General features: G+C 72.8%; 19 protein-coding genes. 7 read left to right on the top strand and 12 right to left on the bottom strand.

Features of this window, described 5'->3' with window-relative positions:
- Positions 1 to 79 precede the first annotated feature (79 nt).
- Positions 80 to 1624: a PucR family transcriptional regulator gene (locus tag C593_RS0106395; protein WP_018846467.1), complete on the top strand. Its 1545-nt coding sequence runs from the start codon at positions 80 to 82 to the stop codon at positions 1622 to 1624.
- Positions 1625 to 1646: 22 nt separating this feature from the next.
- On the opposite strand, the gene C593_RS0106390 is transcribed toward C593_RS0106395, so the two are convergent.
- Both C593_RS0106390 and C593_RS0106385 read right to left on the bottom strand, forming a co-directional pair.
- Positions 1647 to 1940 (bottom strand): hypothetical protein, encoded by a 294-nt coding sequence (locus C593_RS0106390; protein WP_018846466.1) that lies wholly within the window; start codon positions 1938 to 1940, stop codon positions 1647 to 1649.
- Positions 1937 to 2263, bottom strand: a complete 327-nt coding sequence (locus C593_RS0106385; RefSeq protein WP_026277415.1) for a hypothetical protein — start codon at positions 2261 to 2263, stop codon at positions 1937 to 1939. The genes C593_RS0106390 and C593_RS0106385 overlap by 4 nt, the downstream gene beginning before the upstream one ends.
- Positions 2264 to 2484: 221 nt before the next feature.
- Between C593_RS0106385 and C593_RS0106380 the strand changes: the two genes are divergently transcribed.
- Together C593_RS0106380 and C593_RS28965 are read left to right on the top strand one after the other, a co-directional pair.
- Positions 2485 to 3279 (top strand): Scr1 family TA system antitoxin-like transcriptional regulator, encoded by a 795-nt coding sequence (locus C593_RS0106380; RefSeq protein ID WP_018846464.1) that lies wholly within the window; start codon positions 2485 to 2487, stop codon positions 3277 to 3279.
- Positions 3272 to 3502 carry a DUF397 domain-containing protein gene (locus C593_RS28965; protein ID WP_037744899.1) on the top strand — a complete coding sequence of 77 codons (231 nt, stop codon included), beginning with the start codon at positions 3272 to 3274 and terminating at the stop codon, positions 3500 to 3502. The genes C593_RS0106380 and C593_RS28965 overlap by 8 nt, the downstream gene beginning before the upstream one ends.
- A gap of 86 nt (positions 3503 to 3588) precedes the next feature.
- Here C593_RS28965 and C593_RS30905 read toward each other — a convergent pair whose 3' ends face one another.
- The 5 genes from C593_RS30905 to C593_RS31345 all read right to left on the bottom strand — a co-directional run bounded on the left by C593_RS30905 (position 3589) and on the right by C593_RS31345 (position 8265).
- On the bottom strand, positions 3589 to 4056 hold the full coding sequence (locus tag C593_RS30905; RefSeq protein ID WP_158686801.1) for a hypothetical protein: 468 nt from the start codon (positions 4054 to 4056) through the stop codon (positions 3589 to 3591).
- 196 nt (positions 4057 to 4252) lie between these two features.
- Entirely contained in the window at positions 4253 to 4930 is a 678-nt protein-coding gene (locus C593_RS28955; protein ID WP_018846461.1) for a hypothetical protein, read from the bottom strand.
- 23 nt (positions 4931 to 4953) lie between these two features.
- Positions 4954 to 7299: a hypothetical protein gene (locus C593_RS0106360; RefSeq protein WP_018846460.1), complete on the bottom strand. Its 2346-nt coding sequence runs from the start codon at positions 7297 to 7299 to the stop codon at positions 4954 to 4956.
- A 19-nt stretch (positions 7300 to 7318) separates the two neighbouring features.
- Complete coding sequence (locus C593_RS0106355) at positions 7319 to 7744, bottom strand: hypothetical protein (RefSeq protein ID WP_018846459.1); 426 nt, start codon at positions 7742 to 7744, stop codon at positions 7319 to 7321.
- Positions 7745 to 7908: 164 nt separating this feature from the next.
- Entirely contained in the window at positions 7909 to 8265 is a 357-nt protein-coding gene (locus C593_RS31345; RefSeq protein ID WP_486591081.1) for an AAA family ATPase, read from the bottom strand.
- Between the two features lie 396 nt (positions 8266 to 8661).
- Here C593_RS31345 and C593_RS0106350 point away from each other — a divergent pair, with 396 nt between their 5' ends.
- Entirely contained in the window at positions 8662 to 9819 is a 1158-nt protein-coding gene (locus C593_RS0106350) for an acyl-CoA dehydrogenase family protein (RefSeq protein WP_018846458.1), read from the top strand.
- Between the two features lie 45 nt (positions 9820 to 9864).
- A complete protein-coding gene (gene tesB, locus C593_RS0106345; RefSeq protein ID WP_018846457.1) occupies positions 9865 to 10737 on the top strand; it encodes an acyl-CoA thioesterase II in 873 nt (290 codons plus the stop codon).
- Between the two features lie 172 nt (positions 10738 to 10909).
- Here the strand turns inward: tesB and C593_RS0106340 are convergent, their stop codons facing one another.
- The 5 genes from C593_RS0106340 to C593_RS0106320 all read right to left on the bottom strand — a co-directional run bounded on the left by C593_RS0106340 (position 10910) and on the right by C593_RS0106320 (position 15602).
- Positions 10910 to 11251, bottom strand: a complete 342-nt coding sequence (locus C593_RS0106340) for a helix-turn-helix domain-containing protein (protein WP_018846456.1) — start codon at positions 11249 to 11251, stop codon at positions 10910 to 10912.
- Positions 11252 to 11423: 172 nt separating this feature from the next.
- Positions 11424 to 12602 carry a histidine kinase gene (locus tag C593_RS0106335; RefSeq protein ID WP_018846455.1) on the bottom strand — a complete coding sequence of 393 codons (1179 nt, stop codon included), beginning with the start codon at positions 12600 to 12602 and terminating at the stop codon, positions 11424 to 11426.
- Positions 12599 to 13276: a response regulator gene (locus C593_RS0106330; RefSeq protein WP_037744896.1), complete on the bottom strand. Its 678-nt coding sequence runs from the start codon at positions 13274 to 13276 to the stop codon at positions 12599 to 12601. The genes C593_RS0106335 and C593_RS0106330 overlap by 4 nt, the downstream gene beginning before the upstream one ends.
- A gap of 838 nt (positions 13277 to 14114) precedes the next feature.
- Positions 14115 to 14903, bottom strand: a complete 789-nt coding sequence (locus C593_RS0106325; protein ID WP_018846453.1) for a phosphatase — start codon at positions 14901 to 14903, stop codon at positions 14115 to 14117.
- Between the two features lie 105 nt (positions 14904 to 15008).
- The gene (locus C593_RS0106320; protein ID WP_018846452.1) at positions 15009 to 15602 is read right to left on the bottom strand and encodes an SACE_7040 family transcriptional regulator; all 594 of its coding nucleotides are present in this window, start codon (positions 15600 to 15602) and stop codon (positions 15009 to 15011) included.
- Positions 15603 to 15690: 88 nt separating this feature from the next.
- Here C593_RS0106320 and C593_RS0106315 point away from each other — a divergent pair, with 88 nt between their 5' ends.
- On the top strand, positions 15691 to 17307 hold the full coding sequence (locus C593_RS0106315) for a carboxyl transferase domain-containing protein (protein ID WP_026277412.1): 1617 nt from the start codon (positions 15691 to 15693) through the stop codon (positions 17305 to 17307).
- A gap of 19 nt (positions 17308 to 17326) precedes the next feature.
- The gene (locus C593_RS0106310) at positions 17327 to 19327 is read left to right on the top strand and encodes an acetyl-CoA carboxylase biotin carboxylase subunit (protein WP_051093638.1); all 2001 of its coding nucleotides are present in this window, start codon (positions 17327 to 17329) and stop codon (positions 19325 to 19327) included.
- The last annotated feature ends 24 nt before the right edge of the window (positions 19328 to 19351 follow it).

Raw genomic sequence — 19351 nt, 5'->3', positions numbered from 1 at the left:
ACTGACGGTAGGTGGCCGGAAAGCGCCGATGAAGTGTACGTTTCCTCCACTCTCGACTCTCCGGGTGGAGGAAACGTCCATGTCCGATCCGGGTACGGCCCCGCCCACGACGCCGATTCCGCTGGTCACCCTGCTCGCCGACCCGGAGCTCGGCCTGCGGCAGCTCGCGGGCCCCCCGGCCGTGGGGGCGCCGTTGCCGGGCGGGGGCGGCCCGGCGGGCGGTCCCGCGGCGGGCGGTCCCGCGGCGGCCGGCGGGGGCCCGGTCCCCGCGGCGGGCCCGGCGGCCCCGGTGATCCGGATGGTGCACACCTCCGAGATGGCCGACCCGTACCCCTACCTCCTCGGCGGCGAGCTGCTGCTCAGCGCGGGCGTGCTGCTCACCGACCCCGACCGGTACGTCGCGCGGATCGTCGAGGCGGGGGCGGCGGCCCTCGGCTTCGGCGTCGCCCCGGTGCACGACGCCGTCCCGCCGGAGCTGGTCGCCGCGTGCGACCGGCACGGACTGCCGCTGCTGGAGGTCCCGCCCCAAACGACGTTCACGGCCGTGGCGCGGGCGGTGTGGCGGCTGATGGCCGAGGCGCGGCACCGTGAACTGCGCCGGGTGACGCAGGCCCAGCAGGGCCTGGCCGCGGCGGCGGCCCGGCCGGACCCGGTCCCGGCGGTGCTGCACCAGCTCGCACAGCGCCTGGAGGGCCGGGCGGTCCTCTTCGGCCCGGACGGCGCGGTCCTCTACGCGGCGGGACGGGAGCGCGCGCCCGAGGCGTCGGCCGCGCTGGCGCGCCTCGCGCGCGTGGTGAGCGGTACGCCCGGTCCGGAGGCCGCCCCCCGGGGCGGGCCCGCCCCGGCCTCGGCCACCGACCAGGCCGGCTCCGACGTCCTCGCCGCCTACGCCCTCGGCGGCGGGCAGGGCCTGGTCCTCGGCCTGGCCGCCCCGACCCGCGAGGCCGGGGACCACACCCTCGCGGGGGTCGCCGTGGTCCTGCTGTCCCTGCTCACCGCGCCGCACCGGGGGACCGACACGGCCGGCCGGTCCACGGCCCTGGTCCGGCTGCTCCTGGGCGCGTCCCCGTCCGAGACCGCGCCGCTGCTGGGGCCGGGCCCCTGGACGGTGGTCCACGCCCACGGCGGCGACGGGACCCCGTTCGCGGCGGCGGCCCTGGGCGCCGCGCTGGGCACGGCCCTCGTCTCCCCGGAGGCGGACGGCACGGTCCGCCTCCTCCTCCCGGACGGCCGCGACCCCGCCCCGCAGCCCGGCTGGACCCTCGGCGCGAGCGCCCCCGCCTCACCGGACGCCCTCCCGGAGGCGGACCTCCAGGCCGCCCGCGCCCTGCGCCACGCGACGGCCACCCGCCGCGACCTCCACCGCCACCGCGACCCCGGCGGCCCCCTCACCCCGGAATCCGCCCGCCGCCTCCTCGCCCCTCTCGCCGACGCCCCCGCCCTGCGGGAGACCCTGCGCACCTGGCTCTCCCTCCACGGCAACTGGGACCGCACCGCCACGGCCCTGTCCATCCACCGCAACACCGTCCGCCAGCGCATCACCCGCTGCGCCACCCTCCTCGACGCGGACCTGGACGACCCCGACGTCCGCATGGAGCTCTGGTTCGCACTGCGGCGGGGGTGAGGGTGCCCGGGGCCGTAGCCCGTCACCCGCCGGCCGGCAGCCGCGCACCTCTGCTCCGGGCGATGCGGTGCACGTCGCGCAGCGACTCCGCAAGGCGGGCAACGGCGTAGCGGAGCTGCTCGGGGGTGGCCGAGGGGTCGCGCAGCATGTCCTCGACGTGGCGGAGGAGGTCGCCGGCCATGCCGAGTTGGACGCTCTCGACGTTGTCGGCGACGCGGGAGACGTACCCGTCGCCGTCACCGGCGAGGTAGCAGGGCCTGCCACCGTCACCGTCCCAGGGCAGCAGACGGAGAGGGGAGCCGGGGCACGGGTTCACGCCGTGACCTCCCGCCCGTGGACGCCGCGCGGCCCGATGTCGATGCCGTGGACGGCGAGCCGGAGGGTACGGCTACGGCCCCGCTGCCGACGGGTCCCGTCCGCCTGCCGCTCGTGGGCAACCAGATACGGCCGGACCAGCGGGCTGTCCTCGCCGTGGAGGTACGTCTCCGGGGCGGGAGGAGGGCCGGGCGCGGGGCCTGGTTCGAGGTCGGACACTTCCCGCACGAATGGGCAGCGGGCACACGGTGGGCGGTGCCGTCCCGTCGGCGGGGGCCACAGGAGCCGCACCAGCGGGTCCAGCAGGTGGTTCGTCCAGCGCATCACGTCGTCAACTCCTGTGCGTTCAGCTTTTCTCGGCCACTCGCCGAAGTCCGTCGAGACCGTCCGCCCGGTCACGGGGATGTCATGTGTCCGGCCCGGACGGATGCCGACCGGAGAGCGGAACTCCGCTCGGTAGCGATTCCCTCACAGCGTGAGACCGGCACGGGTAGGCTGACCAGGGGGTCCGGGGTGACAGAGCCTTTGTCGCAAAGGGGTTGACGGTGAGCAACGTCTACGGGGAGTGGCTGAAGGCGCAACGCGAGGCGGCCGGCCTGACGCAGCAGGAGCTGGCCGACCTCGCGATCATGACGCGTTCGCACATCGCGCACATCGAGGCGGGCCGCCGGATACCGTCGCACGACGACGCACGAAGGCTCGACAGGGCGCTGGGCACGGGTGACGTCCTGCAGAGCTTCCTGCCGCAACAGGACGTGGCGGTCGCCGACTACTTCGAGGCGGCGCTCGCACTCGAACAACAGGCGACGGCGATCCGTGAGTTCGCGCTGTCCTTCGTCCCCGGCATCCTGCAGACGGAGCGGTACGCGCGTGCGGTTCTGAGCACGTCGTACCCCCCGCTGAGTGAAGCGGAATGTGACCGGCTCGTCGTCACACGCCTCCAACGCGCGGATGTGCTGCGCGACCCAGTGACCCCTGTGGTGTGGGCCCTGCTCGACGAGGCGGTGCTACGCCGGGTCGTGGGAACCGGGGAGATCATGGCCGAACAGGTCACGCACATGATCCGGCTCGTGGAATCAGGGCGGGTGCGGGTGCATGTGCTGCCGTTCGACGTCGGCGCCTATCAGCTCCTCCAGGGCATGTTGAGCCTCATGTGGTTCGACGATCAGCCGCCCCTCGCATACTCGGAAGGCAACAGCGTGGGCACGGTCCACGACTCACCCACACTGGTCACACGACTCCAGGGTGCCTACGATCTCGCCCTGAGCGATGCTCTTCCGCTACAGGAATCGCTGAACCAGTTGAGGGCAGCAGCAAAGGACTTCAGGAATCGTGACTGACCACATTGTTTGCGACAGTGCTGCTGGGGGTGGCTGGCGGAAGTCGTCCTACAGCGGCCCCGAAGGCGGCAGCTGCGTCGAGGTGCTCGACGGCCACCCCGGCGGCGTTCCCGTCCGCGACTCCAAGGTCCCGAACGGTCCCGTCATCGTCGTCTCCGCACCCGGCTGGACCTCGTTCGTCGCGGCCCTCAAGTACACCCCCGGCATGACGAAGCCGCTGTAACCTCTGCCCTCCACCGGACTCGGCCGCCGTGATGGGCCTTCCGCGCCCTGCCGATGCCATGGACGGACCGCTTCCTTGACGGAGGCTCAGTACGGCGCCTCCACCAAGTCGCCGATCACCCGCAGCCCGACCTGAGCCGCGAGCCACGCTGCGCGTTCGGCCTCGACCTGCTTGACGTGGACGAACACCGTGTGGTCAATCGCAGGCTCCTCCAAGTCGAGGTCGCGGACATGCGCATACAGGGTGTCGGACGCGGTCCCTGCCCGTGCGCCCATCGGCAGGATGGTGAAGTCCTGAGAAGGCCCGTCCGGCTTGTCGGCCATCCCCCACCACACGCGTAGCCGTTCGACCTCGGAGCCGGAGGGCGCGTAGACCTCACACACGGTCCCACGTCCGAACATGGACGAGACTCCCGTGCGCACCGCCTCCTGTGCGGCAAGCGCGAGCGTCAATTCCTCGCCGGAATCCTCGAACCGGACCGCTCCGGTGATCACTTCGAGGGCCTTGGCGGCTGGAGGGGACACAGCCTGACCACCACAGAGGCGTTCGGCCACGACACGGCCGTCGTCTCTCTTCGTCCCGCCACCGTCCGCTCCCCCACCGCACCCGGCAGCCAGCAGAACAGGAAGACAAGCGACGACCAAACGGACCAGTTCGCCAGTCCTCTTGCCATTGCTCAGCATCCGCCCCCCACCGTCGACCCGAACATGAGCAGCCTGTCTGACGCGACCGGCGAGGCCGCTCCGCCGTCTACACCGAGGTGAGCGACGGTTCGACCTCCAGACCCCCGTCATCGCGGCAACCCAACTCCTTCGCCATTGCGAGGGAGAAGGAGTGAGCGACAGTCGCGTAGGCATCAGTCAGCTTCCGTGGGTCGCCCTCAGGCTCGACCGGCATGCCTGCCGTCTCCACGAAGACGCTGAGGTGCCGGGGGGAGACACCGGGCATGTCCCCGCCGCCACAGGCGAAGGCGACGAAAGCGCCGTCGGGCGCGGCACCGGCACGCTCCCCCATCGGCAACCGGGTGTACTTTTCGGCGGACGGTCCCTTGAGCGCACTGCCGGACATGTTCCAGGTCACTCGCAGTTCCTCGACCTGAGAGCCCACCGGCGCGTAGATCCTGCAGATGTCCCCGTCGCCGATGGTGGTGGACACCCCCGCGTGGACCAGCTCCCGAGCGGCGGCCGCAACCGTGGACTCCTCCCCGGAAGCCTCGAACCGCGTCGCACCGGTGATCATTTCGAGGGCGTCAGCCGCCCGCGCGGACACCGCCGCACCACCGCAAAGGCGTTCGGCCACGACGGTCGTGTCGGCCTCCTTCTCACCACCGCCCTCGTCACCCCCGCCACACGTCGCGCCCAAAAGGACCAACGAGCCGGCCATGGCCACACCCAGGAGCACGCGCGACCCCTTGCTCCTCGTCACCATCCGCACCCTTCGCCACACGTGCCTCAACCCGTTTCCGGGTCATTGCCCTGTTGGTTCTCACGGTCATTGCCTGTCGCGTATCCGACTCTCATCGCAATCTTGAGGTCCTCGCCGAAATTGGTGTCGGGGTCCACAAGATGACGCCGCGTGAACGCCTCCATTGGGGCTTCGGCCAGACTCTCGCCTGAGGAGTAGATCTTCGTCTTCTCCTCCCTGTTGAGCTGCTCCACCTTTTCCTTGTTCTTGTCCACCGAATTGTCGGAGATGTCGCCGACCAACTGTCCGATGCCCTGTTCCAAGGCACCGCTCGCGGTGTCCGTCGCCAGCGGGATGAGCACCGCCGCCGTGCCGACAGCCGCAGTAGCCGGCAGGAAGGCGACGCCCGCCGCGATCCCGACTGTCGCCCCGAACTCGATCCAGCCGGCCCGCTTGGCGACCGCCTTCTCGTAGTCCTCATGTGTCTTGAGGTTCGTGGCCTCGACCTGGTCGGCGCGCGACTGGTCGAGCATGCCCTGCACCTCAGCACCCGTGCGTACCGCCCATCGGGCCGCCCCCTCCTTGATTCCGTCCGGTCCGACCTGCGTCTCGAGGACGCTGCGGGTGTAGACCTGCTCGGCGGCGGAAACCGTCGCGTAGGCGTCCGGATGCTGGCCGAGGGAGCTGAGGAAGCCCCGGACGACACTCCGCCCGTTCCCGTCCTGGCTGTCCGAGAAGTCGATGCGGCCGTCCCGGTTCGCGCCGGGCGCGAAGGGGCTGTCCGGATCGTTCTTCGCCAACGCCCAGTTGATGTCGTCGATGTACCCGGCCCCCATGTTCCCGAGGCTGTCCGCCAGGGCCTCGTGCTTCTTCAGCAGGCCGGCGTCGGCGCCGTACTTCTCCATGACCTGCTGCATGACCGCGGCGTTGTCCGCGTCCCGCACCACGCCCGCGTCCGGCTGCCCAGCCGGGTAGCCGAGGGCGGCAGCCTCCAGCGCCTTGCCCAGGGCGTCCGGCCGGTAGTGCTGCGACGCTTCCAGCTCCTCCTCGGCCAGGGAGTTGACGTCGCCGAAGTCCACCCACTTCTCGTTGCTGAAGAAGTCGAGGTAGTTGTCGATCGCGGTGCCACCGGCCTTGCCGAGGTCTGCCGTGGCTCCGTGGTCGACCGTGCCGTCCTCGTTGTAGGCGGTCGGCGGGTCGGTGAAGAACTTCTTCGCCGCCTCCGGGCTGTTGCCGAGCGCCTCCAGCATCGCGGTCGTCGGGTCGTAACCCGCGCCGTTGACGCCGGAGGGGTTGAACGGGTCCTTGAGAGGGCCGTTCACCATCTTGGTCTGGGCGAACAGGTACGGGTTCTTCTGGTGGAGCTGGGCCACATGCTCGGCGATCGGGTTGAGGAACTTCGCGTCGTAGTTCCCGTACCGCATGATGCCGCCCAGCAACTGGTAGCCGAGCGGCCCGCTGTAGTCGTGCTTGCCCAGGGGGATGCGCTCGGTGCCCAGCTTGCGCAGTTCCGGACCCCACTCCGCGGTGAACGCCTTGTCGTGGGAGGCGGTTGCCAGGTTCAGCCCCAGGTTCCGCTGGAGCTCCTGCACGTCCTTGAGGCGCTCCTTGTCGAGTCTGCCGTACTCGTGGGTGTCCGTGGAGAGCTGGCCGAAGAAACCGAGGGACTTCTCGGGGCCGAGCTTGTCGTAGAAGTTCCTCGCGAACTCCACGGACGTGCCGTTGTCCTTCAGCAGCTCGTTGAGCGCCTGGAGTTCGGTGTGCGAGATGTCCCGGCCCTTGGCTGCGAGTGCGGCGGCCCGCGCGGCCTCCTCCTGGTCCAGCTTCGAGTACTGCGGGGCGCTGAAGTCCTTGCCGTCGGTGACGTTGGCCTCGAGGACGTTCCTGAGCGCCACGTCCGTGTCGTTGCAGTTGTCGACGATGAGGTCGATCTTCGCCTGCCAGGTGGCGATGGCGGTCCTCTCCCGCTCGGCCATCGCCGGGTAGTCCGGATCGTGGGCGCGCTCGGAGGACGGCATGTCCGCGACCGGATGACGCGCGGTGACCTTGCCCTTCGCGTCCACGTGCACACCCGCCGCCGGACCGTCGTGGTCGCGGATGGTCTCCAGGTCGTCCTTGGCCTTCTTCAGCGCCGCGTAGCCCTCTTCGAGGATCTGCTTCACGCCCTTGGCCTCGGCGGCGGCGTCCCTGAACTCCTTGGCCGTCTTGGCGACGAACGCCTTGGTCACCCCGGCGTTGACACCCTCCCACGCGGCCTTGTCCGCCCGGGTCTTCATGCCGTCCGCGGCGTCCTGTGCCAGCCGGTCCAGCTTCGTCGTCATCTCGGACCAGTCGTCGGCCGCCGCCTTCAGCCTGCCCAACGGGGCGTTGACGATGTCCTCGTACTTCAGCATGCGTGAGCTCCCCCGGCCGCTACTTCATGTATTCCGTGAGCTTGGAGACAGAGGTGACAGCACCCTCGATCTTCACGTCGTCCTTGGAGTGGAGAGCCTTCGTGTAGTCCAGGTGGTCGGAGATCCGCGCACACGCGTCGAGCAGCGTCTTCAGGTGGGTGTTCCAGCGGTCGTGCACCTTGAGCAGTGCGGAGCCGCAGGCGAACTCGCCGTTGGTCAGGGCTATCGCCGCTTCGAAGGTCCTGGGCCGGGCGTGGTCGCCGTCCTTGGCGAGCCTGACGCGCAGATCGTAGGCGTCCCCACCGATGCGCCCGAGATCGTCACGCCTGACCACCAGATCGGGCGCCCCGCTCCCGCCGCCCTCGGCCGGGACGCCGTTGAGCCGCATGGCGTTCCGCTCGGCTGCCGCCGCGCGCAGCTCGGCCCATTCCTCGTCGAACGACATGCATCCCCCGTACTGACCGACACCTTCGCGCACACGTGCCTCAACGGCCCCACGGTAGCGGTGCTGCTGCCCTTGCCGTCGAGGTCATGCGGCGTCAACTGCTGGCGAGAACACGACGGTTACCACCAGCCGGACGAACCGCGGGCACGACGGGCCGATTCCTGTCAGTAGCCGGGACTCTCAGCCCCTGCTCGACGAATTCGTACACGTCCGTCTACGGGTCTCGCTGGTCCTTCGCCACATGGTCGGGATGCTGGGCGTTGATCTTCTGCGCCCACTTCTGCCCAGCGGGCATAGGAGTCCTGCACGGCACGGCTCATGTCGGTCATCGCGGCGAGGACGTTGGACTTGCCCGAGGCGTTCGCGCCGAAGATGCCCACCAGAGGAAGGACGCCGATCCCGCCTCCCGCCAGTTCGAGGTGCCGCGCGGCGGCGCTCGGCTCGTCCCCGGACACGACGAACGTCAGCTCCTGCTCGTCGCGCAGTGACCGCACATTGGCCGTGCGCAATCTCAGCAGCATGCCGACCCCTCTCCGCCGGTGAGCCTAGCCGCCACGGCGGACACCGCACCGCCGCTTCACTGGTCCGCGCGGACGGTGCTGTGACCCGTCCGGCGTGACGAGGCCGCTGTCACGGTCCATCCCAGGTACCCCGCGGGCCGGCTCCGCCCCCACGACCCGGGCCACGCCCGCCCTCGACGCGGGCCACCCCGCCCCGGGACCCGCTGCCGTCCCGGCCGGCGCAGGGCGCGCCCCCGCTCGCGGCCCCACGTGCCCCGCATCACTCTGGACACGGAGGACAACCGCCGGGTAACTTGGCTCTGAGCAAGCGCTTAGACATGCGTCGTACCCGTGGCCCCGGCCCGGGGCGGGCTCTCCGTGACTTCCCGTACCGGCATCGCGAAGGAGGCGTCGACCGTGCGCCGTACCGTTTTCAACGAGGACCACGAGGCGTTCCGCGACACCATCCGCGCCTTCATCGAGGCCGAGGTCGTCCCCGTCTACGACGAGTGGTTCGCCGCGGGCCAGGCGCCGCGCGACTTCTACTACAAGCTCGGCGAGCTGGGGATCTTCGGGATCAACGTGCCGGAGGAGTTCGGCGGCGCCGGTCTGGAGACGCACAAGTTCGAGGCCGTGCTGTACGAGGAGACCGCCCGCGCGGGCGTCCAGTTCGGCGGGTCCGGCGTGCACGTGCTGCTCGCGCTCCCCTACATCAAGTCCCTCGCGACCGACGAGCAGAAGAAGCGCTACCTGCCGAAGTTCGTCTCCGGCGAGGAGATGTGGGCGCTGGCGATGACCGAGCCGGGCACCGGCTCGGACCTCGCGGGTATGAAGACCACCGCCAAGCTCTCCGAGGACGGCACCCACTACGTCCTCAACGGCTCCAAGACCTTCATCACCGGCGGTGTGCACGCCGACCGCGTGATCGTGTGCGCCCGCACCGCCGCGCCGACCGCCGAGGACCGCCGCCACGGCATCTCCCTCTTCGCCGTGGACACCAAGGCGGAGGGCTACTCCATCGGCCGCAAGCTGGACAAGCTGGGCCTGCGCACCTCCGACACCGCCGAGCTGGCCTTCGTCGACGTCAAGGTCCCGGTCGAGGACCTGCTCGGCGAGGAGAACAAGGGCTTCTACTACCTCGGCTCCAACCTGCCCTCCGAGCGCTGGGGCATCGCCTTCGGCTCGTACGCGCAGGCCAAGGCGGCCGTCCGGTTCGCCAAGGAGTACGTCCAGGACCGCACGGTCTTCGGCAAGACGGTCGCCTCCTTCCAGAACACCAAGTTCGAGCTGGCCGCCTGCCAGGCCGAGGTGGACGCGGCCGAGGCCGTCGCCGACCGCGCCCTGGAGGCCCTGGACGCGGGCGAGCTGACCGCCGCCGAGGCCGCCTCCGCGAAGCTGTTCTGCACCGAGGTCGCGCACCGCGTGATCGACCGCTGCCTCCAGCTCCACGGCGGCTACGGCTTCATGAACGAGTACCCGATCGCCCGCCTGTACGCGGACAACCGCGTCAACCGCATCTACGGCGGCACCAGCGAGGTCATGAAGATGATCATCGCCAAGGACATGGGCCTGTAGGGACGCCGGCCCGCTGACAGCGGACAAGCCGGGGAACGGGAAACCGTGACGCAAGCGCTCGACGATCTGCTCGACCTGCTCGATCTGGAGCGGGTCGAGCAGAACATCTTCCGGGGCCGCTCCCGGTCCGCCGTGGTCCCCCGGGTCTTCGGCGGCCAGGTCGCGGCGCAGGCGCTGGTGGCCGCCGGCCGGACCGTGCCGGACGACCGCACGGCGCACTCGCTGCACTCCTACTTCCTGCGCATGGGCGACCCCGGCGCACCCATCGTCTACACGGTGGACCGCATCCGCGACGGGCGCTCCTTCACCACCCGCCGGGTCGTCGCGGTGCAGCACGGGCAGCCGGTCTTCCACCTCTCGGCGTCCTTCCAGACCGAGGAGGACGGGCTGGAGCACCAGGCCGCCGTCCCCGCCGCCCCGGACCCGGAGACCCTGCCGACGGCGGCCGAGTCCCTGCCGCGCTACGCGGACCGCTTCGTGGACGAGGGCGTGGTCGACCGCTTCCTTCAGGCCCGGGCCGCCGTCGACCTGCGGTACGTGGACGAGCCCCCGTACGGCACGGTCGGCCGGCCCCGCGAGCCGCGCTCCCAGGTGTGGTTCCGGGTGAACGGCAAGCTCGCCGACGACCCGCTGCTGCACGTCTGCATGGCGACGTACGTCTCCGACATGACCCTCCTCGACTCGGTCCTCCTCGCACACGGACGCGGCGGCTGGGCGGTCGGGGACGTGGTCGGCGCGTCCCTGGACCACGCGATGTGGTTCCACCGGCCGTTCCGGGCGGACGAGTGGCTGCTGTACGACCAGGAGTCGCCGTCCGCCTCCGGCGGGCGGGGGCTGGGCCAGGCCCGGATCTGGACGCGGGACGGGCGGCTGGCGATCTCGGTGATCCAGGAGGGCGTGGTACGCGTCCCGCGGTGAGCCGCCGGATGCGCCCCCTCCCTGGCGCGCACGCGGTCCGGTGGGTCCCCTCGCGGACACGGTCACCGCGGTCATACCGCCCGCCGCCTCCGCGCCCGCTCCCCCTTCGTCCGCCGCGTGTACCTCGACCCGACCCCGGCGCCCCCGGCCCCGCCCGCCGGGCCGTGACCGCTCAGGCGGCCGGGGTGTGCGCCGTGAAGACGACCTTCGACGACTCCCCGTCCAGCTCCAGGTTCAACGAGGCGTCGAGCGCCCGCGCGAGCCGGGCGAGGAGCGGCAGCGTCGGCATGGTGCCGCCCAGCTCCAGCTTGGAGACCTGCGGCTGTGTCATCCCGGCCCGCCGCGCCAGCTCGGTCTGCGAGATCCCGAGCTCGGCCCGCCGGTCGTACACGGCCTGCCCGAGATCGAACGAGAGCCGGATCTCCTCCCGGCGCCTCTGCACGTCCTGGCTCTCGCTGATCCCGCGTGCCGGGGTGCTCTCCCGGACCGTCGTCCACCGCACGTGACCGGCCACCCGATCGTCCCCTCGTCGCCCCTTCGGCAGACCCCGGTGTGCCGGGGACGGCCGTATCCGTGCACGGCAACGTATTCGTGCGCGCGGGCCCCGGGTGCCCTCCCCCGGACGAATCCCGCGGACGGGTGACCGCCGCACCCGTGCTTGACGCGCTGCCCCGCTCGACGCCCCCTCAGCCCGCCGCCCCCAGCGGCACCGTCGCCTCGACGGCGAAGCCGCCGTCCGGGGTGGGTGTGGCCGTGAAGGTGCCGCCGAGGGCGGTGGTGCGGGCGCGGAGGCCCGGGAGGCCGTGGCCGCCGCCCGGTTCGGGGGCGGGGGCGGGGACGGCGAGGGGGGCGGGGCCGTTGCGGACGGAGAGGCGGAGAGCGCCCGCGGCACGGTGGACGTCGACCTCGACGCGGGCGCCCGGGGCGTGGCGGCGGGCGTTGGTCAGGCCCTCCTGGACGACGCGGTAGGCGGTGCGTTCCACGTCCTGGGGGCAGGCGCCCAGGTCCAGGCGGACGGCGACCGCGCCCGCGGCCTGGAGGAGCTGCGGGAGCCGGGCGAGGCCCGGGCCCGCGTGCCGAACCGTTTCGCTCAGGTCGGCCGCGGCCCGCCGGCTGAGCTCGCCCAGCGCCTCGGCCTGCGCCCGGAACTCCGCCGACTCCGCGGTCGCGGCCAGCGTCGCGGAGCGCAGACTGATCAGGCTGAGGTGGTGGGCGGCGGTGTCGTGGACGTCCCGGGCCAGCCGCTCGCGCTCCCGCAGGGCCGCCTGCTCGGCCGCGTAGCGGCGCTCGCGGTCGCGGGAGAGGGCCAGTTCACCGAGGCGCGCGGCGAGTTCCCGGCGCGCGCGGGCCAGGCGGCCCAGGGCCGCGGGCGCGACGGCGAGCAGCCCGGAGAGCAGCAGGCCGAGGGTGACGTCCGGCAGGGTCCACGGGTAGCCGCCGAGGCCCCGCCACGGCACGAACGAGACGACGGCGACGGCGACGGCCGCCGGCACGACCTCCCGGCGGCGCCGGGACACCGCGACGGCGTGCAGCGCGGCCATCGCCGGGAGCCAGAGCACCCCGGTGGCCAGCGTCGGCAGCGCCACCAGCATCACGGCGCGCGGGAAGCGCCGGCGCAGCGGCAGCACCCCGGCGGCGACGAGCGCCCCGGGCAGCATCAGGCCGGGCAGGGCGGTCCGGGTCGCCAGCACCTCGGCCACGGCGGCGACGAGGACCAGCGCCTCGACGGCGCAGACCCGCCAGACGTCGCCGAGCCCGTGGCGCAGCGCCGCGCGGAGGGGTGGGTGGAAGGGGCGGCGAAGACGCGAGCCGAGGGAGCGCCGCCCTCGGGCGCCGCCGCCCGGGGCGCCCGGCCCCGCGCTCACGACGCCCCCGCCCTGTGCAGGGTCGCCGCCAGGGCCACCCGGCTGCCCACACCGAGCTTGCGCTTCATCGCGCCGATGTGGGTCTTGACCGTGGTCACGCCCATGCCGAGGCAGCCGGCGATGTCCGCGTTGGGCAGGCCCGCGGCGATCAGGGTCAGCACCTCGCGTTCCCGGTCGGTGAGGACGTCCAGCGGGTCGGGCCCGTCGCCGGGGACCGGGGCGGGAGCCGGCGGGGTCCGGGCGGTCCACGCGGCGAGAACGGCCGCGCTGCCCGGCGGGGTGCAGACCACCCCGCCCGCCGCGAGCAGCCGCACCGCGTCGGTGAACGCCCGCGGCTCCATGGTCTTCAGCAGGAACCCGCAGGCCCCGCCCCGCAGCGCCCGTTCCAGGTGGTCGGCGGTGTCGAGAGCGGTGAGCATCGCGACGGCGGGTGGCGCGGGCAGTGCCCGCAGCGCCGGCAGGACGTCGTCCAGGCCGTGCGCGGACGGCATGTCGACGTCCAGCAGCACCAGGTCGGGCGCGGCGGCGCGTACCGCGTCCACGGCGTCGGGGCCGTCGACGGCGCCCGCGACGGCGATCCCGTCGGCGCGGCCGAGGATGCTGGTGAGCGCGGTGCGGACGAGTTCCTCGTCGTCGACGACGAGGACCCGCACCGGCCTCGAGTCGTAGGGCAAAGGTCGTCCTGTGGTCGGAAGGCGGGAGCGGCTTCGGCTGGGAGCCTGGGTGCTGATCCTAGGCGGTGTCACGGCGGCCGGGCCGGGCTCCCGGCGAGGCCGGCATCACACCCCGAGGCCGCCACGAGCGTCCGCAGGGATCGCCCCGGGGCCTCTCGACCAGGCGGCCCCGGGAACACGCGCACTCCGGACCCCCGGTGCGACCGGCCCGTGACCGGCCGCCGGCCCCGAGGGCCCCGGCCCGGGGAACCCGAAGGTACCGAGGGAACCGCAAGGAACCGGCAGGGAAGGGAACGGATCCGGTGAGCGCAGGCCCGCAGGCCGAGGAGGAACCGTCGAGCGTCGATGCGCCGCTCGACGCGGCCCGGCGGACCGCACGGTGGGCGCGCGCCCCGCGCGGCGAGCGCATGCTGTGGATCGCCTGCGGGGCCGTGCTCGTCGTCGCCGCCGGACTGCTGCTGGGCGGACGGCTTCGGCACCGGGAGCCGCTACGCCGTCGGCCTCGGGGTGCGCGGCGCGATGTTCCTGACCCTGATCGGCGGCGCGTACTGCCTGGTGCGGGGCAGCTGGCGCGACTGACGCGCGGGTGACGCGCGACTGAGCAGACTTCCGCGAGCGGGACGCCGCGGAGCGAGACCGTGCCCGCGTGGCCTCCCCCATGGGCCACGCGGGCACCTCACGTCCGGGGTAGTCCGGGCAGCCACAGCAGTCCCGGCAGTCCCGGTAGCCACAGCAGCCCCGGCAGTCCCGGAAGGAGCCGCGGGCCACGCGGCAGGTGCCCCCGCGCCGCCGCCCCCGTGCCCCCGTGCCCCCGTGCCCCCGTGCCCCCGTGCCCCCGTCAGACCGGTACCTCCAGCCCCGCCTCGTTCAGCAGGTACGCCGTCATCGGCTCGTAGGAGCGCGGGTCGGTGACATGGTCGTCGAGGGGGACGGTGACCTGGAGGGTGCCCTCGGACTCGCCGATGAACAGTGCCGGGTCGTTGCAGTCCGCGTAGCCGACGGAGTCCAGCCCGCGCTGCCCCGCGCACCCCGCCCAGCCGTGGTCGGCGACGACCAGGTCCGGCAGCGGGCGCCCCTCGCGCGCGAGGCCGTCGAGGACGGCGGCCATCGGGGCGGGCGAGTGGGTGTGCCACAGGGTGGCACCACGTTCCAGGACGGCCACGTCGGCGACCTGGTAGACCATGCCCTCGTCGGCGGTGAGCCCGCCCGGGATGCGCACGATCTCGCAGCCGGCGGCCCGCAGCGCGGCGGCGGTCTGCCGGTGGACGTCGAGCATCCCGCCGGGGTGCCCGGTCGCGAAGAGGACGCGCTCCTGCCCGGCGGCGGCCTTCCGCAGCCGGGCGGCCATGCGCTCCAGACCGCCGACGGTCAGCTCCGGGTCGATGGTGTCCTGCCCCTGCCGGTGCGCCGGGTCGTCGTTGACCCCGCAGCGCTCGGCCATCACCGCGAGCACGTCCTGCTCGTCGGTCCACCGGTCACCGAGCTCCAGGCCGAGCCAGTAGTGCCGGTCGCCGTTGGCGAGCTTGCGGTAGTGCGAGAGGTTGTTGTCGCGCGGCGTGGCCACGTCTCCGGCGATACGGGTGCGGACGAGGTGGTCGACGAGGGCGGCACGGCTGGGTATCGGCATGGCCCCATTGTGCCGTCCGATGAGCGGAGCGTGCGGGCCATATCACCCGCTGGTACGTGATCACCCGCTGGTACGTGCGGCCCCGCCCGGACCGGCATCGCCCCCTCAGTCCCCCAGCGCCGCGAACGCCCCGTGTGCCAGGCGGCGCAGCAGGGTCTCGGCGGCGGGGCGGCCGAGGGGGCCGCCGCCGTTGACGCCGAGGTGGGGGGTGGAGTTGAGCAGGCCGAAGACCGCGTGGACGGCGGTGCGGGCCTCGGACTCGGCCACCGACGGGTGCAGTTCCCGCACGACCGCGACCCACAGTTCCACGTACTGGCGCTGGAGCCGGCGGACCCGCCGCCGGTCGCCGTCCCGCAGGCGGTCCAGCTCGCGGTCGTGCAGGGTGATGAGCGGACGGTCGTCGATCGCGAAGTCGATGTGGCCGTCGATCAGGGCGGCTAGCAGGTACGCGGGGTCGCCGCCGGACTCGTCCACGCGGCGCCGGCCGCCGTCCAGGAGGCGTTCGCTGATGCCCACCAGCAGCTCGGCCAGCATCGCGTCCTTGCCGGGGAAGTGCCGGTACAGGCCCGGGCCGCTGATGCCCACGGCGGCGCCTATCTCGTCGACGCCCACGCCGTGGAAGCCGCGCTCGGCGAAGAGGCGGGCGGCCTCCCGGAGGATCTGCTCACGGCGCGTCGGGGCCGAGGTCCTGGTGCTCATGAACATTCATTCTAGACAGCGCGGTTAGCGGTCGTTAACCTGGACGTCACACGTTAACGCTCATTAACCGAGCAAGGGAGCTCGATCGATGCAGCAGGCACCAGTGCTGGCGAGCGCCGCCGATCCGGCGTCCGAGGCCTGGCGGACCAACGAGGCGGCCCACCGCGAGCTGGGCGAGGAACTGCGCGCCCGCCTCGCCGCGGCCCGTCTCGGCGGCGGCGAGAAGGCCCGCGCCCGGCACACCGCGCGCGGCAAGCTGCTGCCGCGGGACCGGGTGGACGCCCTCCTCGACCCCGGCTCGCCCTTCCTGGAGCTGGCCCCGCTCGCCGCCGAGGGGATGTACGGCGGCGCGGCCCCGGCCGCCGGGGTGATCGCCGGGATCGGCCGGGTCAGCGGGCGCGAGTGCGTCGTCGTGGCGAACGACGCCACCGTCAAGGGCGGCACGTACTACCCGATGACGGTGAAGAAGCACCTCCGCGCCCAGGAGGTCGCCCTGGAGAACCGCCTCCCCTGCCTGTACCTGGTCGACTCCGGCGGCGCGTTCCTCCCCATGCAGGACGACGTCTTCCCGGACCGCGAGCACTTCGGCCGGATCTTCTACAACCAGGCGCGGATGTCCGGCGCGGGCATCCCCCAGATCGCGGCCGTCCTCGGTTCCTGCACGGCCGGCGGCGCGTACGTCCCGGCGATGAGCGACGAGGCGGTCATCGTGCGGAACCAGGGCACGATCTTCCTCGGCGGCCCCCCGCTGGTGAAGGCGGCCACCGGCGAGGTCGTCACCGCCGAGGAACTGGGCGGCGGCGAGGTCCACTCCCGGGTCTCCGGCGTCACCGACCACCTCGCCGAGGACGACGCCCACGCCCTGCGCATCGTGCGGAACATCGTCGCCACCCTCCCCGCGCGCGGCCCGCTGCCGTGGTCGGTGGAGCCCGCCGAGGACCCCAAGGCGGACCCGGCCGGGCTGTACGGCGCGGTCCCCGTCGACTCCCGCACCCCGTACGACGCCCGGGAGATCATCGCCCGGATCACGGACGGCTCCCGGTTCCAGGAGTTCAAGGCCGAGTTCGGGACCACCCTGGTCACCGGCTTCGCCCGGATCCACGGCCACCCTGTCGGCATCGTCGCCAACAACGGCATCCTCTTCGCCGAGTCCGCCCAGAAGGGCGCGCACTTCATCGAGCTGTGCGACCAGCGCGGCATCCCGCTGCTCTTCCTCCAGAACATCTCCGGCTTCATGGTCGGCAAGGACTACGAGGCCGGGGGCATCGCCAAGCACGGCGCCAAGATGGTCACCGCGGTCGCCTGCACCCGCGTCCCCAAGCTGACCGTGGTCGTCGGCGGTTCGTACGGCGCGGGCAACTACTCGATGTGCGGCCGGGCCTACTCCCCCCGCTTCCTGTGGATGTGGCCGAACGCCAAGATCTCCGTGATGGGCGGCGAGCAGGCCGCCTCCGTCCTCGCCACCGTCAAGCGCGACCAGATCGAGGGACGCGGCGAGGAGTGGAGCGCCGAGGAGGAAGAGGCGTTCAAGGCCCCCGTCCGCGCCCAGTACGAGACCCAGGGCAACGCCTACTACGCCACCGCCCGTCTGTGGGACGACGGGGTGATCGACCCCCAGGACACCCGTCAGGTCCTGGGTCTCGCCCTGACCGCCTGCGCCAACGCCCCGCTGGGAGAACCCCGGTTCGGCGTCTTCCGGATGTGAGGAACTGTCCACGATGACGATGTTCGACACCGTTCTGGTCGCCAACCGGGGCGAGATCGCGGTCCGGGTGATCCGGACCCTGCGCCGGCTCGGCGTGCGCTCGGTCGCCGTCTTCAGCGACGCGGACGCCGGCGCCCGCCATGTCCGCGAGGCGGACACGGCCGTGCGCCTGGGACCGCCCCCGGCCGCCGAGAGCTATCTCTCCGTGGAGCGGCTGCTGGAGGCCGCCGCCCGCAGCGGCGCCCAGGCCGTCCACCCGGGCTACGGCTTCCTCGCGGAGAACGCGGGCTTCGCCGAGGCCTGCGGGAAGGCCGGCCTGGTCTTCATCGGCCCGCCCGCCTCCGCGATCTCCCTGATGGGCGACAAGATCCGCGCCAAGGAGACCGTCCGGGCCGCCGGTGTCCCGGTCGTCCCCGGCTCCTCGGGCAGCGGACTGAGCGACGCCCAACTGGCTGACGCGGCCCGGGAGATCGGCATGCCGGTGCTGCTGAAACCCTCCGCGGGCGGCGGCGGCAAGGGCATGCGCCTCACCCGCGTCGAGTCCGCCCTGATGGACGAGATCGCCGCGGCCCGGCGCGAGGCCCGGGCCTCCTTCGGCGACGACACCCTGCTGGTGGAGCGCTGGATCGACCGCCCCCGGCACATCGAGATCCAGGTCCTGGCCGACGGCCACGGCCACGTGGTCCACCTCGGCGAGCGCGAGTGCTCCCTCCAGCGCCGCCATCAGAAGATCATCGAGGAGGCCCCCTCCGTCCTGCTGGACGAGGCGACCCGCGCGGCGATGGGCGAGGCGGCCGTGCAGGCGGCCCGCTCCTGCGGCTACCGGGGCGCGGGCACGGTGGAGTTCATCGTCCCCGGCACCGACCCCTCCCAGTACTACTTCATGGAGATGAACACCCGTCTCCAGGTGGAGCACCCGGTCACCGAGCTGATCACCGGCCTGGACCTGGTGGAGTGGCAGCTCCGGGTCGCGGCGGGCGAGCAACTGCCCTTCGCCCAGGGGGACATCACGCTCACCGGCCACGCGGTGGAGGCCCGGATCTGCGCCGAGGACCCGTCCCGCGGCTTCCTTCCCTCCGGCGGCACGGTGCTGCGCCTGCGCGAGCCGCAGGGCGACGGCGTGCGCACCGACTCGGGCCTCAGCGAGGGCTCGGAGGTCGGCAGCCTCTACGACCCGATGCTCTCCAAGGTCATCGCCTACGGCCCCGACCGGCCCACGGCGCTGCGGAAGCTGCGGGCCGCGCTCGCGGAGACGGTGACCCTCGGCGTGCCGACCAACGCCGGGTTCCTGCGCCGGCTGCTGGCGCACCCGGCGGTGGTCTCGGGCGAGATGGACACCGGGCTCGTCGAGCGCGAGGCGGAGTCCCTGATCCCTCCGGGCGTGCCGGACGAGGTGTACGAGGCGGCGGCGGCCGTACGGGCCGAGGCCCTGGCACCGGAGCCGGGCCCGGGCGGCTGGACGGACCCGTTCTCGGTGCCGAACGGCTGGCGGCTCGGCGGGCAGCCCGTGCCCCTCGCGTTCCCGCTGCGGGTGACGGGACTCGAACCCGTCACCCGCCCCGCGCCCGCCGCCGGGCACCGGGTCGAGGAGGCGCGGGTGTCGGTCGTCCTCGACGGCGTCACCCACACCTTCCACCGGGCCGGGGACTGGCTCGGCCGGGACGGCGACTCCTGGCAGGTGAGGGACCACGACCCGGTGGAGGCGTCCCTCAGCGGCGCCGCGCACGCCGGGGCGGACACCCTGGCGGCGCCGATGCCCGGCACGGTCACGGTGGTCAAGGTCGCCGTGGGCGACCGGGTGGCGGCCGGTCAGAGCCTGCTGGTGGTGGAGGCGATGAAGATGGAGCACGTCATCTCCGCCCCGCACGCGGGCACGGTCACCGAGCTGGACGTGCACCCGGGCACCACGGTGGCGATGGACCAGATCCTCGCCGTGGTCGCCCCCGACGAAGCCGACGGAGCCGACGGGACCGCGGCCCGCGCGGCCGCCGCCGGTGCGACCGCAGGGGAGGGGCAGTGACCCAGCTGCCGGTGACCGGACTGC

The organism is Streptomyces sp. CNT372 (assembly GCF_000377145.1).
This window is presented reverse-complemented; position numbering and strand designations above follow the sequence as displayed.

What these genes read in the sequence shown, in the direction of transcription:
- C593_RS0106385 (WP_026277415.1), bottom strand. Translation starts at nt 2,263, where the DNA reads ATGCGCTGGACGAACCACCTGCTGGACCCGCTGGTGCGGCTCCTGTGG.
- C593_RS0106320 (WP_018846452.1), bottom strand. Translation starts at nt 15,602, where the DNA reads ATGAGCACCAGGACCTCGGCCCCGACGCGCCGTGAGCAGATCCTCCGG.
- C593_RS28955 (WP_018846461.1), bottom strand. Translation starts at nt 4,930, where the DNA reads ATGGTGACGAGGAGCAAGGGGTCGCGCGTGCTCCTGGGTGTGGCCATG.
- C593_RS31345 (WP_486591081.1), bottom strand. Translation starts at nt 8,265, where the DNA reads ATGCTGCTGAGATTGCGCACGGCCAATGTGCGGTCACTGCGCGACGAG.
- C593_RS0106315 (WP_026277412.1), top strand. Translation starts at nt 15,691, where the DNA reads ATGCAGCAGGCACCAGTGCTGGCGAGCGCCGCCGATCCGGCGTCCGAG.
- C593_RS0106360 (WP_018846460.1), bottom strand. Translation starts at nt 7,299, where the DNA reads ATGCTGAAGTACGAGGACATCGTCAACGCCCCGTTGGGCAGGCTGAAG.
- C593_RS0106355 (WP_018846459.1), bottom strand. Translation starts at nt 7,744, where the DNA reads ATGTCGTTCGACGAGGAATGGGCCGAGCTGCGCGCGGCGGCAGCCGAG.
- C593_RS0106325 (WP_018846453.1), bottom strand. Translation starts at nt 14,903, where the DNA reads ATGCCGATACCCAGCCGTGCCGCCCTCGTCGACCACCTCGTCCGCACC.
- C593_RS0106310 (WP_051093638.1), top strand. Translation starts at nt 17,327, where the DNA reads ATGTTCGACACCGTTCTGGTCGCCAACCGGGGCGAGATCGCGGTCCGG.
- C593_RS0106395 (WP_018846467.1), top strand. Translation starts at nt 80, where the DNA reads ATGTCCGATCCGGGTACGGCCCCGCCCACGACGCCGATTCCGCTGGTC.